15 protein-coding genes and 1 other annotated feature are annotated in these 13,544 nt (G+C 41.7%); of the genes, 2 read left to right on the top strand and 13 right to left on the bottom strand.

The window, feature by feature from the left end; translation table 11 throughout:
* Positions 1-345: 345 nt before the first annotated feature.
* Complete coding sequence (glmS, locus tag H9631_RS21240) at positions 346-2,145, bottom strand: glutamine--fructose-6-phosphate transaminase (isomerizing) (RefSeq protein WP_191816312.1); 1,800 nt, start codon at positions 2,143-2,145, stop codon at positions 346-348.
* A 392-nt stretch (positions 2,146-2,537) separates the two neighbouring features.
* Between glmS and H9631_RS21245 the strand changes: the two genes are divergently transcribed.
* Complete coding sequence (locus tag H9631_RS21245; RefSeq protein WP_191816317.1) at positions 2,538-3,437, top strand: DMT family transporter; 900 nt, start codon at positions 2,538-2,540, stop codon at positions 3,435-3,437.
* 22 nt (positions 3,438-3,459) lie between these two features.
* Here H9631_RS21245 and H9631_RS21250 read toward each other — a convergent pair whose 3' ends face one another.
* The 5 genes from H9631_RS21250 to safA form a co-directional block, all read right to left on the bottom strand.
* Positions 3,460-4,218: an exodeoxyribonuclease III gene (locus H9631_RS21250; protein WP_191816318.1), complete on the bottom strand. Its 759-nt coding sequence runs from the start codon at positions 4,216-4,218 to the stop codon at positions 3,460-3,462.
* Between the two features lie 328 nt (positions 4,219-4,546).
* The gene (locus H9631_RS21255; RefSeq protein WP_191816320.1) at positions 4,547-5,080 is read right to left on the bottom strand and encodes a BofC C-terminal domain-containing protein; all 534 of its coding nucleotides are present in this window, start codon (positions 5,078-5,080) and stop codon (positions 4,547-4,549) included.
* Between the two features lie 241 nt (positions 5,081-5,321).
* Entirely contained in the window at positions 5,322-6,038 is a 717-nt protein-coding gene (locus H9631_RS21260) for a YebC/PmpR family DNA-binding transcriptional regulator (protein WP_191816322.1), read from the bottom strand.
* 84 nt (positions 6,039-6,122) lie between these two features.
* The gene (locus H9631_RS21265; protein ID WP_191816324.1) at positions 6,123-7,118 is read right to left on the bottom strand and encodes a phosphotransferase; all 996 of its coding nucleotides are present in this window, start codon (positions 7,116-7,118) and stop codon (positions 6,123-6,125) included.
* Positions 7,111-8,304, bottom strand: coding sequence for a SafA/ExsA family spore coat assembly protein (gene safA, locus H9631_RS21270; protein ID WP_191816326.1), 1,194 nt, complete (start codon positions 8,302-8,304; stop codon positions 7,111-7,113). Before safA ends, H9631_RS21265 begins: the two co-directional genes overlap by 8 nt.
* A gap of 158 nt (positions 8,305-8,462) precedes the next feature.
* Here safA and H9631_RS21275 point away from each other — a divergent pair, with 158 nt between their 5' ends.
* On the top strand, positions 8,463-9,008 hold the full coding sequence (locus tag H9631_RS21275) for a transcription repressor NadR (protein WP_191816328.1): 546 nt from the start codon (positions 8,463-8,465) through the stop codon (positions 9,006-9,008).
* Positions 9,009-9,202: 194 nt separating this feature from the next.
* Here the strand turns inward: H9631_RS21275 and H9631_RS21280 are convergent, their stop codons facing one another.
* From H9631_RS21280 to H9631_RS21310, 7 genes are all read right to left on the bottom strand, one after another.
* The gene (locus H9631_RS21280) at positions 9,203-9,658 is read right to left on the bottom strand and encodes an ACT domain-containing protein (RefSeq protein WP_191816330.1); all 456 of its coding nucleotides are present in this window, start codon (positions 9,656-9,658) and stop codon (positions 9,203-9,205) included.
* 26 nt (positions 9,659-9,684) lie between these two features.
* Positions 9,685-10,977 carry a GTPase ObgE gene (gene obgE, locus H9631_RS21285; protein WP_191816332.1) on the bottom strand — a complete coding sequence of 431 codons (1,293 nt, stop codon included), beginning with the start codon at positions 10,975-10,977 and terminating at the stop codon, positions 9,685-9,687.
* 22 nt (positions 10,978-10,999) lie between these two features.
* On the bottom strand, positions 11,000-11,545 hold the full coding sequence (locus H9631_RS21290) for a Spo0B C-terminal domain-containing protein (protein WP_191816333.1): 546 nt from the start codon (positions 11,543-11,545) through the stop codon (positions 11,000-11,002).
* Between the two features lie 259 nt (positions 11,546-11,804).
* Entirely contained in the window at positions 11,805-12,095 is a 291-nt protein-coding gene (gene rpmA, locus H9631_RS21295; RefSeq protein WP_120116232.1) for a 50S ribosomal protein L27, read from the bottom strand.
* Between the two features lie 6 nt (positions 12,096-12,101).
* On the bottom strand, positions 12,102-12,440 hold the full coding sequence (locus H9631_RS21300; RefSeq protein WP_191816335.1) for a ribosomal-processing cysteine protease Prp: 339 nt from the start codon (positions 12,438-12,440) through the stop codon (positions 12,102-12,104).
* A 12-nt stretch (positions 12,441-12,452) separates the two neighbouring features.
* Positions 12,453-12,761, bottom strand: a complete 309-nt coding sequence (gene rplU, locus H9631_RS21305; protein ID WP_191816337.1) for a 50S ribosomal protein L21 — start codon at positions 12,759-12,761, stop codon at positions 12,453-12,455.
* A 12-nt stretch (positions 12,762-12,773) separates the two neighbouring features.
* Positions 12,774-12,855: a sequence feature (ribosomal protein L21 leader region), on the bottom strand.
* A gap of 229 nt (positions 12,856-13,084) precedes the next feature.
* On the bottom strand, positions 13,085-13,351 hold the full coding sequence (locus tag H9631_RS21310) for a YesK family protein (RefSeq protein WP_191816338.1): 267 nt from the start codon (positions 13,349-13,351) through the stop codon (positions 13,085-13,087).
* Between the last annotated feature and the right edge of the window lie 193 nt (positions 13,352-13,544).

Raw genomic sequence — 13,544 nt, forward strand, 5'->3', positions numbered from 1 at the left:
AACTTGAGCAGTGGTTCTCTGGCCTTCCCAACTACATCAAGGCTTATTTGCCAATTTCTCTCTGCGAAAGTTGAGTTTTAATGAAAGCGTTGCTTCTTCTGAGTTTGAAGAACTTTTAATTAAATTAGAAAAACCCAGTATATCTGCAAAACAAACAATAGAATCAAGTAATCTCGGATTCATACTATCATATCTAGGAAATGACACTTAACACACCTCTTTTTCTGACAAACAAAAATAACCTCTTACGGACATCATACCTAAGAGGTTATTTTTAATCAAACATTATTATAAATGATAATCTTTTTTATAAAACTACAATTTATTATTCGTTAACAGGCGTTATCACTCAACCGTCACACTCTTCGCCAAATTCCTCGGCTTATCAACGTCACACCCACGGTGCAATGCGGCATAGTAGGCAATCAGCTGCAGCGGGATAACTGAGACCAGCGGTGTGAGCAGTTCATGGACTGCCGGCAACACGAAGCGGTCTCCCTCTGTTTCCAATCCTTTCATTGAAATGATACAAGTATTGGCTCCGCGGGCAGCCACTTCCTTCACGTTTGCCCTGATGCTTCCGTTGACTCTAGCCTGCGTAGCAAGTGCTATGACAGGTGTTTGTTCCTCAATCAGTGCTATTGTACCGTGCTTCAGCTCTCCTCCGGCGAATCCCTCGGCCTGGATATAGGAGATTTCTTTCAGTTTCAGAGCTCCTTCCAATCCGACGAAATAGTCAATAGAACGGCCGATGAAAAAGCAGTTAATGGCTGCAGGCAAGTAATCGATCGCTATCAGCTCGAACTCTTCTTTAGTATCACATAAGATTTCCATTGCGTTGGCGACGATTCCGAGTTCTTTTACCAAATCAAATTCTGCAATCGTGTCTTTTGCAGAACCTGTCGCAGACGCCAATATTGCTAAAACAGCCACCTGTGCTGTGTATGCTTTTGTTGAAGCCACGGCAATTTCAGGACCTGCATGAAGTAGCAAAGTGTAATCCGCTTCTCTTGAAAGCGTTGATCCCGGAACATTCGTAATCGTTAAAGCACGATACCCCATTTCCTTCACTTTCACCAACACGGCTCTGCTATCCGCTGTTTCCCCGCTCTGAGAAATGAAAACGAATAATGGTTTTGCTGAAAGCAAAGGCATGTTATAGCCGAATTCACTCGCAAGATGCACTTCCACCGGAATTCCCGCTAGCTTTTCAATCAGCTGCTTTCCAACCAATCCCGCATGATAGCTCGTTCCGCAGGCAACGATATAAATCCGGTCTGCGGCCGCCATGGCATGTATAATATCGCTGTCGATCTCTAAATTACCATCTGCATTCTGATACGCTTGGATGATCTTTCTCATGACAAGAGGCTGCTCATCAATTTCTTTCAGCATAAAATGAGGATAGGTTCCTTTTTCGATATCCGTAACGTCCAGTTCCGCCTGATAAGGCTCTCTAATGATGACTTCGCCTTGCAAATTATAAATATCCGCCTGATCTTTTTTCACAATGACGATCTCTTTATCCATCAATTCAATGAATTGATCCGTGATTTCAATCATCGCCATAGCATCACTTGCCACAACATGAAAGTCTTCTCCGACTCCGACCAATAAAGGACTTTTATTTTTAGCAATAAAGATGGTATCAGTCGCTTCTGTATCCAACATTGCGATCGCATAGGAGCCGTTGAGCAAGCGAAGAGTTTTCATGAAAGCTTCTTCCGTCTCCATGTCTTTCGCAAACTTCTCCACAAGCTGAACAATCACTTCGGTATCTGTATCGCTGTTGAATTTCACATCTTGTAAATACTCCACTCTAAGCTCAGATTCATTTTCGATGACACCATTATGAACCAATGTAAAACGTCCGGAAGCACTTTGATGCGGATGGGCATTGCCTTTACTTGGCGCTCCGTGCGTAGCCCAGCGTGTATGTCCGATTCCCACTTTGGCAGTTACTGTTCCATCCACAACTGCCCGCATGTCTGCAATTCGTCCTTTTTCTTTAAAAATGTGAACACCGTCCTGATTGAAGATAGCAATTCCAGCCGAATCATAGCCGCGATATTCGAGCTTTTCCAAGCCTTTTAACAATATTTCCTTCGCATCATTTGTTCCGATATAACCAGTAATTCCGCACATCTTGTTTCCTCCCGTGAAAGGAGGGCAAGCAGCACGAGGGCACACTTGCCCTCTATTTCATATTCATTTTTTATCGGACACATTTCCTTTCCTTTGTCCATCGAGTCGCCTCGCATGATTTACGAAAGAAAATTCGACTGTGTGCCGCAGCCGGGAGGTATCCGCCGAACGTTCGATAAACCTCCTCCTCGTCAACTGGCAATCTGTTACTGCAAGTACATTCACCAGTTCTGGCGCTTAAAAAAACTCACAATACTCCTTTCCATTCAAACTAAAAATGAAACATGAATATCATACTATATTCCATTTTTTATAGTCAATGGTAAAATCAATATATCGTTATATGTTATTATTATGCTATTTTACTGTATTTCGCGATTAGGAGGTTGTAAGTGAATAAAAAAGCATTTTGGATGGCTGTTATTACGATCATAATTTGGTCATCGGGATTTGCTGGTGTACGGGCCAGCTTACTTGGTGGATATACTGCTGCCCACCTTGTTCTTCTTAGGTTTTTAATTGCCTCCGGGGTTTTCCTGTTGTATGCGCTTTGGCCTGGGGTACATATGCGCCTTCCTAATAAAAAGGACATAGTTAGAATTCTGTTCCTCGGTTTTATGGGAATCAGCGTTTACCATATTGGACTTACATTCGGGGTACAGACGGTTTCCGCTGGAACCGCGAGTATGATTATCGGATCTGCTCCAGTATTCACTTCCATTATTGCAGTGATTGTCCTGAAAGAAAGAATGGACTTGTTTGGCTGGATCGGTCTGGGTATTGGCTTCATAGGTATTATCTTAATCACGATTGGATCTTCAGGTGCATCGTTTACCGTTTCGAAAGGAACCATTTACATTTTAATTGCTACTATTGGGACTTCCATCTTTTTTGTCTTTCAAAAACCTTTACTGGAACGGTACAATCCGATTGATTTGACTGCCTATTTTACATGGGCAGGAACTTTGCCTATGCTTATTTTCATGCCAGGTCTGTGGGAAAACATCCAAGGAGCGTCTACTGCTGCCCATGTTTCCGCTTTATATGTCGGTATTTTTCCGGCTGCCATCGCGTACGCCACATGGGCCATCGCCCTATCTGCCGGCAATACAACAAAACTTTCAAGTATGCTGTACCTTGAGCCTGCCCTCGCCATTATAATTGCCTGGTTCTGGTTAAATGAATGGCCAAGCACATTATCACTTATTGGTGGAGCAATTGCCATTTCCAGCGTATTTGTAGTCAATTTTATTGGCAAGAAGAAATACTATAAGGGGTCAGACCCTCTTTAGTGCACTAAAGAGGGTCTGACCCCTATTCGACTTCTATTTTCAAAGCAACTGGGCAATGGTCACTTCCCATTACATCAGAATATATTTGTGCATCTTTTAATTGGTCTTTAAATCTTTCCGAAACAATAAAATAGTCGATCCGCCAACCAATATTTCTCTCCCTCACCTTATTCATATAGGACCACCATGTGTAGGCGCCCTCCTTCTCAGGGTAAAAGTGACGGTAACTATCAACAAAACCATGTTCCAGCAGAGTGGAGAATTTCCCACGCTCCTCATCTGTAAATCCTGAATTGCCCCTGTTCGACTTAAAATTTTTCAAATCAATATCTTGATGAGCAACATTCAAATCTCCGCACATAATGACCGGTTTGTTCTGATCCAATTCTTTCAAATATAAAAGCATACGGTCTTCCCATTCCAGCCGGTAGTCAAGGCGCGCCAGATCTCTCTGCGCATTTGGCGTGTACACATTAACCAAATAAAACTGGTCAAATTCGAGTGTAATAATCCGGCCTTCTTCTTCACGATCAGACTCCCCAATGCCATACCTTACAGACAATGGTTCGTGTTTAGTAAAAACAGCAGTCCCAGAATAGCCTTTCTTGACTGCATAATTCCAATATTGATGGTATCCATCCAGTTCTAAATCAATTTGTCCCTCTTGAAGCTTCGTTTCCTGTACGCAAAAAATATCTGCATCCAATTCATTAAAATAGTCTAAAAAACCCTTGCGTACACAAGCCCTGAGTCCATTCACATTCCATGATACGAGTTTCATCCGGTGACTTCTCCCTCTGTCTATTATTCTATCACCTATTGTGCCATTCTTTTCCCATGCAAACAAGCGGCTGTTTATCACGTACAAACTGACCTGATATATGGAAGATGGCCATTTAGGGCCAACATGCACTGGACGCCGAATGTGATTACGTCCTATGGTGCCGACACCACTTGGACATCCTGTCATGTTAACTTATCGTAGGAGGAGAAATGAAGGCTAATGGTCGATAGGCACTGGACATGGCATTAGTTATTCGCTTCCAGGCATTTTATAATTTCTTAAATATCAAAGAAGGCCGGGATTCTGTCAGATTCCCGGCCTTCGCTTATTTCGCTTTTTTGATGGAATATTTTTTCATGCTCTCAACGACCTCTGAGTAATCCTCTTTTGTCTTAACGGGAATCCCCTGCATCAACCTCATTTGCTGACTGCTCTCCAGCTTCTTCACATCAATTTGAAAAAAAGACTGGATGACATCCTCTTCTTCAGGCTTACCATTAAAAATAGATAAAGTTCCATCATCCGTAATACCAAAATAACCGTTCATCTTTAATAAAGGTGAAATATCATCGACCTTCTTTTCAAATAAAAGGCGCTCTTCATCCATATCAACAAGCTGCCAAGACTCATATTTTGCCCAAAAATCTTCCAGAGCAAATATCATTTCTTTCACAACTTCTTCGCTGGCCTCACCATCCAAGTAAACTTTCTTCAAATGGACAGTCAGCTCCAAAGGCTGTTCATTTGTCGTAGAAGGGGCATCATATATCTGCTCTGCCTGTACTTCTATCGGCTCATGAACAACACTGCTGACTAACATACCACCAGTTAAAAGACTCAAAACTAAAATGGCTCTCATTTCAGATCACCTCTACACCCTTAATCAAATGCGCCTTGGCGTATTTGCGTCCAGATTTTATCAAGCGGGGCTCGATAAAATCTGTGGCATTTGCCGGAGGCTTTAACTTTATTCAGCTGGGGTTGGAATCCCTACTGAATGAGGTTAAACCTTTATAGAATTAGTGTGACCTTTTTTTTACATGAATATCCATTAAAAAAAGCTAATCCAAAAGAATTCACATCTTTTGGATTAGCTTTTTTTAGTTATGATAGACGTCTTGAACGTCATCATCGTCTTCGAGCATGTCGATGAGTTTTTCCAGCTTCTCCTGCTGTTCTTCGTCTAGCTCAGCTTCTGTTTGCGGCACCATTGTAACTTCCGCTGACGCAAATTCAAATCCTTCGCCTTCAAGACTCTCTTTTACATCCATGAAGTTCTCCGGCTCGGTATAAATTTCAAAAACTTCCTCGCTAGTTTCCATATCTTCTGCACCGGCTTCGATTGCTTGTAGCAACAGATCGTCTTCTTCAATATCAAGTCCATCTCTTTCAATTACAAGATAACCTTTTCGGTCAAACATGTAAGAAACGCAGCCTGATTCTCCGAGATTCCCGCCGTTTTTTGTAAAAGCATGACGGACATTGGATGCAGTCCGGTTTTTATTATCAGTCAGGCACAATACCATGACGGCCGCACCGCCAGGACCATAGCCTTCATAAATGATATCCTCATAGTTTTCGCCGTCTTGGTTTCCAGACGCTTTATCAACTGCCCGTTTGATATTATCGTTCGGCATATTTGCTGACTTAGCTTTATCGATTACAAGACGAAGCGAAGGATTCGTGTCCGGATCTCCTCCCCCGCTTTTTGCAGCAACATAGATTTCTTTGGCAAGTTTTTGGAAAATCTTGCCCCGCTTTGCATCTTGGGCATTTTTCCTGTTTTGAATATTTTTCCACTTGGAATGTCCAGCCATTTGTAATCCTCCCTCTAACAAACCTTTCTATCATATCATATATTGAAAAGGTACGACTTAGCAAATGTGAAATTCCAAGCATTTTTATTCCTCAAGATCTTCTATTTGATTGATTATCCATTTAGAGAAATCCACCCTTTTCTCAAACTGCCCAAATGTTATCTCTTTAAGATGCTTCCAATGTTTTTTTTGCTCCTTGTTGTTATAGCCGACAAAATAATTCCATTCTCGAAAAATATCAGCCGGATATAAAAGTGCTGCAAGGAACGGAATGTCCCCCTTATATTCGTTGATGGCTTCTCCTTCAGCAAATAACCGAAGCGGCGACCAGTCTATTTCAGACAAAATACGATTGCAATATTGGAGGATGTCTATTTGTTTAGGACCAATACTCACCAAGTCAAAATCAATAATATAAAGACTGCCATCAGCTTTCCTAATATAATTGTGATGGGCCAGATCTCCATGTAAGATGCTGTGCGGCTCCTTGAAAAAATAGCCTTCATAGTCCTGCATGATTTGCAGAGAAGCTTCTCCAAGCTCCATATATCTCTCCAAATGATGATATATAGATAGCTCTTTGAAAGGAACGATATTTCTCTTAAAGGTTTCATGCCGATTTTTCCATTTCTTCCATAAATCAAATGTGATCAGTTTGTCTTTAAGTTGAGGTACACATTTTGAGGCTACAGTATGATAACGACATAATAGCGAAAGCGCCTCTTCGCGATTTTTTGCACTGCCATAATGGAACTGTTGATGTTTATGAGGTTCAATATATTGTATAATCCCAAAATATCTCTCTTCAAAATAACAAGGGCCATATTTGTGAATTGGATGAAACCTATATGTGTTGTGGAATCCGTTATTCCATAAAAGCTCCGTCAATTCTATTTGCTGAATGAACTTGTCAGGTTTGGGAAATTCTTTGATGATCCAGCGCTCTTTTTCAGAAGAAGCAATCCAAACCGCTTTTTTAATGGTGGCTATTTTTTTAAAGTTGATACCAGTTCTCCTTTTTACATAAAGAAGGAGACGGGAATTGAAACCGTCTCTCGATTGATGAAAGATATTAGTCATCTTCTTCTTCGTCAGCTCTCGGCATCATCGGATAGGGTGTACCCGCTGCTCCTGCCGCAGGCTGCTCAAATAGATTTTGCTGGCCATATGGCATTGTTCCATACGGCATTCCCATTTGCTGACCTTGTGGATTGACTGGCATCATTGGGTATCCTCCTGGTGGCTGGGACCACCCCTGCATTGGCATTGTTGAAAATGGCGGCGGATCATTCGCTTCCTCTGCCATATGATGCTCATGATGATGGTGCTCATGATGGTGTCCATGATGGTCGTGATGGTGATGATGTCCGTGGTGATGCCCATGGTGATGATACATTTCCATTGATGAAGAACTGGATGATTCTTCTCCCCATTGCTGAGGCATTACTCCATATTCAGTTGCCGGCATTACAGCTGGCATTTGGCCATACATAGGCATTTGAGACATCTGTGGCATCTGGGCCATTTGTGGCATATATCCACCCATTGGCATTTGCGGATACGCCATCATACCTTGCACGTGCGGTATCATCGGATATGGATAGCATGGATCACAAACTGGCATTACAGGTGGTGGACAGCAATATTGTGGATACATTGGTTGTGGGACTCCTCCTTGTATGGGCATTACTGCCATTTCGGGCATTTCCGCCATTTCAGGCATGACTTGCATCTCAGGCATGACTTCCATTTTAGGTATTTCTTCTTTTTTCGCTTCTACTTGTTGAATCGGTTGCACCTGTGGCTGCGGCTGCACTTGCGTTTGCATCTGATTCATATTCATCATATAGTAGTTGCTAATATCTATCTCAGGCAATAGCTGTGGTTGTGGCTGCGGCATTACAGGCTGATAAATTTTTTGCGGCACTTCCTTTTGAATCGCTTCCTTTTTCACTTCCTTCTGAACTTTTGGGGGATGATGGTGCACTTTCGGTTTTTCCTTAGGGCCTACGTGCGGCATATTAGGCTTTTCTTTATGACCTCCGTGCGATACATTAGGTTTCTCTTTATGACCTCCGTGCGACACATTGGGCTTTTCTTTTTTTATATGTGTCCCACCTGCTGGAACTTTTATTTTCATTCCGGGCATAATCATATCCGGATTCGACAATTGCGCGTTCATCTTTTTCAACTCTTCGAAGTCTACGCCATATTTCTTGGCGATTTTCCACAGAGTATCCCCCTTCTGCACGATGTGGATTTTCACTTATTTCCCCTCCTCAGGCATGAGTCCATACAGTGTATGATTGATTGGGCAAATTGTTATTCAACTTCTCAAAAATACATATGAACGTGGAAGATTATTTATGCAGAGGAACAAATATGCTACTATTTATATAAAGAATTTGAACAGGGGATGGACAGGTGAGTAAAGAAAGAGAAAAGAAATTGCTCGGGGAAGAAAGAAGGGAATGGCTCCTTAACTATTTAAAAAACAGTTCCGGCCCTGTTACAGGTACGGCATTGGCAAAAAAGTCCAATGTAAGCCGTCAGGTAATCGTCGGAGATATGACTTTGTTAAAAGCGCGTAATGAACCGATCATTGCTACAAGCCAAGGCTATTTGTATATGCGCGCTGGAAGTCAAAGTCTTGTGGAAAGGATCATAGCATGCCAGCACTCCCCCAGCCAAGCAGAGCAGGAATTAAATATCATTGTTGATCATGGGGTAACAGTAAAGAATGTAATTGTAGAACATCCAGTGTATGGGGATTTAACTGCTTCTATTATGGTTTCAAACAGAAAAGACGTTCAGGCTTTTTTGAAGAATATCCGACACACAAAGGCATCCCTGCTATCAGAACTGACTTCTGGATTGCATTTGCATACATTGACTGCACCTGATGAGCAAATGATATTAAACGCAAAAAAAGCCCTCAATGAAGCCGGTATTTTGGCAGAGGAAAATTAAACTAACATGTCCATTTAGATAGTAAATGCACTAAAAAATAAAACCCAAGAATGTTGATTTTTACGGCATTCTTGGGTTTTGTTTTTAATTTTCTAGTTTGAAATATTACTTTTCGGCCAGCCCCCAATTTAAAAACGGGATCACCTCTTAACATAAGATGTCCCATTTTTTAAATTTGCCTCGGCACTCTTCTTTTATCCTCCGGAACTCAAAACTTCTACTTTTATCACGAATTCCAGCCTTCTGAATTTCGTAAGCAGTTCATCCATATCCACAATCATTTCAGTGATATCTAACGACAACGTGACATTGGCTCTTCCCTGTAATGGAATAGTCTGGTGGATGGTCAGCACGTTGCATTTGGAAGCTGCCACGGTTCCGAGTAGCTTGGAGAGCGCTCCCGGCTTGTCTTCAAGAAAGAAAAACAGTGATATGATTTTTTCTTTCACAACCGTATGAAATGGAAAAACCGTATCTTTGTATTTATAATAAGCACTTCGGCTCAAGTCCACCTGCTGGACCGCGTCCCAAATGGATTCTGCCGAGCCCCTTTCCAGCAGTGCTTTTGCCTCTAAAGTTTTTTTCATCGCTTCAGGCAGCACATCTTCTCTTACTAAAAAAAATTTCTGGTTAAATTCCCTTTTCCCCAAGGCACTCCCCTCCAAGCAAAGAAGACCTAATCAACAAACTCAAATTCAAACTCAAGCAGGCGTACTGTATCGCCATCTTTTGCCCCTCTTTTCCGAAGCGCGTCATCTACCCCAAGGGATCTAAGTTGACGTGAAAAGCGGCGTACAGACTCCTCCCTAGAAAAGTCAGTCATTTTAAACAAGCGCTCGACCTTTGCACCGCTGACTACAAAGCTACCATCAGGATCGCGTGTGATGTTAAAGGACATTTCATCCTCTTCATGTTTATATACAACACGGTTCACCGCTTTTTCTATCTCAACCTCTTCATAAAGCGGGAACTCTGGAGTTACTTCCAATTTATCGGCAATAGCGAACAGCAACTCCCGTACCCCCTGTTTTGTCAATGCTGAAATAGGGTAGATCGGATAGTCCTGTTCAAGTCTCTCCTTGAACTCCTTCAATTTCTCTTCTGCCTCTGGCATGTCCATTTTATTGGCAACAATGATTTGCGGCCTCTCCATCAGACGGAGGTTATATTGCTCTAGTTCCTCATTGATGGTTACGAAATCCTCATAAGGATCCCGGCCTTCGGTTGCGGACATGTCGATTACATGTACGATAACCCTCGTTCTTTCCACATGACGCAGAAACTGATGACCCAGTCCAACTCCTTCATGTGCCCCTTCAATCAATCCCGGCAAATCAGCGATAACAAAACTTCTGTCATCTTCTGTTTGGACAACACCCAAATTAGGCTTAATGGTTGTAAAGTGATAATCCGCAATTTTTGGTTTCGCCGCTGAAACGACTGAAAGCAGGGTGGACTTCCCAACATTCGGGAATCCGACCAGACCCACATCTGCCAGAAGCTTCAACTCTAAAATAACATCCCGCTCCTGGCCCGGTTCACCATTTTCTGCTATTTCTGGCGCCGGATTAGCAGGTGTCGCAAAGCGAATATTTCCCCTTCCACCGCGTCCTCCTTTGGCTATAACCGCTTTTTGGCCATTTTGAACCAAGTCGGCAATAACTTCACCAGTCTCTTCATCCGTTACTACAGTACCAGGCGGAACTTTGATAACTAGATCTGCAGCTCCTTTTCCATGCTGGCCTTTGGACATGCCGTTTTCACCGCGATGTGCTTTAAAATGGCGTTGATAGCGAAAATCCATCAAGGTGCGGAGGCCTTCATCCACCATAAAAATAACACTGGAACCTTTTCCTCCATCACCGCCAGCCGGTCCACCCATAGGTTCATATTTTTCACGCCTGTAGGCTACCATGCCGTTTCCGCCATCTCCGCCTTTAACATATATTTTTACTCGATCAACAAACATATAAGACACTCCAATCTGCCAACTAACCGTTCATTTGATAAAATACCGCCTGGATGAGCCAATCATTTTCTCCAACTTGATCAAACTTGACCTGATCAGGATAATTATCATGATTCTGCAGCCAATTTTTCAGTTCGGTTTCATTTTCTATTATACCGTTGAACTCAAAAAGAAAACGCACTGTTTCTTCTGTAGCTTCAATTTTCACATATAAACAGTTTTCGTAAAAAGGTAAAGCTGCCTTGTTCAGCTGTTCAAAAAAAGCGCAGGTCCATTCTGTAAGCAGATCATCATGCAGAGGCAATTTTTTAGGCAGTGTGACAAGTTCATACTCAACTTTGAAATGGCTGCCGCTCCAATTATGTGTTAATAATTTTTCGGCAAATCGAGGGAGTTCTATGTTGGACAGCATGGCCTCCTGCTTCATCTCCATTACAATTTCATCCATAATACGTTCAGCTTGTTCAGTTTTTCCCAATGAGATATTTCCTTTTATAAGCTGCAGTCTGTTCAACCAATCATGGCGTGTGTATTTTAACGTTTCTAAAATCGTCCAATTTTTACTCATCCCAGTTCTCCTCGATTAGACTTATTAACTATATATTATAGCAAACTTAATAATCTGTACGGAATAGGATGTTTTTATGTATTGTAAATACAAGTCCAAACTACTATCTACTGCTTTCTTCAGCCCCATCTATCATGGATCAGCTTTGTAACAAGGCGACTTGATTCTTTATCAATTTGATCAAAAACTACTGCTCAGCAGACGCTGAGGCTGGAATAAAAAAGCTCCAACCGGAATTTCGGTTAGAGCTTTAAGTTTATTATGCTTCTTGAGCTTCTGGGTAGACACTCACTTTTTTCTTGCTGCGGCCGAACCGTTCGAAACGGACAACGCCATCAACTTTTGCAAATAGAGTATCGTCTTTACCAATGCCCACGTTTTCACCAGGATGAACCTTTGTTCCGCGTTGACGGTAAAGGATGGAACCGCCGGATACAAATTGGCCATCTGCACGCTTCGCGCCTAGACGCTTCGATTCAGAATCCCTGCCGTTTTTAGTGGAACCCGCTCCTTTTTTGGATGCGAAAAATTGAAGATCCAATCTTAACATATTGATTCACCCCCTGTTTTTAAAAATAATGTTAATATACTCTTTGTAATCACGTTCAATGGTTTGTAAAGAAATAGCCATACCTTCAAGGAGAAGCTGAATTTGCTCAGATGTCCCCGCCGGCAATCCTTCTGGAAGCGTACAGGAAAGAAAACCGCCTTCCGTCTGTTCAATGTCTGGTGTAATTCCTGTTAGACTTATAACTGCATTGATCGATCCAAAAGCAACGGCCGAAGCCCCAGCACAAACAATGTCCTGGCCTCTTTCCGCGAATTCAGCGTGACCGCTCATCGTAAAAGATGTAATCTTCCCCTTGTCGTCTTGGCAAATCTCAACGAAAATCATGATCTCAACCCATTAACCGTTAATTTTTTCAATGACAAGCTTTGTGAAAGGCTGACGATGCCCTTGCTTTCTGCGATAGTTCTTTTTAGCCTTGTATTTGAAAACAACGATCTTCTTTTGACGTCCTTGTTTTTCAACTTTAGCTGTGACAGTAGCACCCTCAACAAATGGGTTTCCTACTTTGACGTTATCGCCGCCAACGAAAAGAACTTTATCAAATGTGAATGTATCACCTTCAGCCGCATCTACCTTTTCTATATAGATAGCTTGGCCTTCTTCAACTTTGACTTGTTTTCCGCCAGTTTCAATGATTGCGTACATATGCCGCACCTCCTTATAACTCAGACTCGCCGAAAGCAGGTGCCTATCCAAAAATAGAACTTGAAAAACCTGGTCCGCGCGGTTGTAGCACAGGTGCTACAGACTAACATTGCAATTTTATCACACGAGTTTTTGACTGTCAACGTAAGTTTATCTTTTTAATTTGTATTTGAATTACAAACTAAACGCATGAAATTCGTATAAATTTCCGAGTGGTTTTCATTCCGGCATAGGAAACAATACAAAGACATATCACTAATCAAAAGAGAGGTTTTCTGTTTTAAAATCATTTTTGTGCCTTAGCAGGCAGATCAATTACAGGTTCAAATTTTATGCTTAGTGAAACTTTTCCCTAAGATTGTTCCTATAAATGAAGCGATCCCTACAAAGACAAATAAGATTAAATACCCCATTGTACTCCAGCCGTCCATTATAAAATAGGATATGATCGCTACAACTAAGGTTATAATCGTTGAAATCGAACCTGGAAAAATATAATAATTCTTAGATGGATTTTTCTTTAATAAATATGATGAAAGGATTGCAACGATAATTATTACTCCTATAGCGATCCCTACAAAATAAGCCATTTTACAACCCCCTTTGAAAATATTACTATATTAAATGTATCATGAATTAAGTTCAGAAAAATAAAAAAATAAAAAACTCAAATTTGCCATATTCCTTACGTTTCAGTCTTTGACATAATCAAAACCACCAGTGTGAACTGGTGGTTTGCTCTGCGGCTGAAAGCCTCTCTTACCGGCCTCGGCCTAAAAGGCC

Source organism: Bacillus norwichensis, from assembly GCF_014836955.1.
GTDB classification, from domain to species: domain Bacteria; phylum Bacillota; class Bacilli; order Bacillales; family Bacillaceae_C; genus Siminovitchia; species Siminovitchia norwichensis.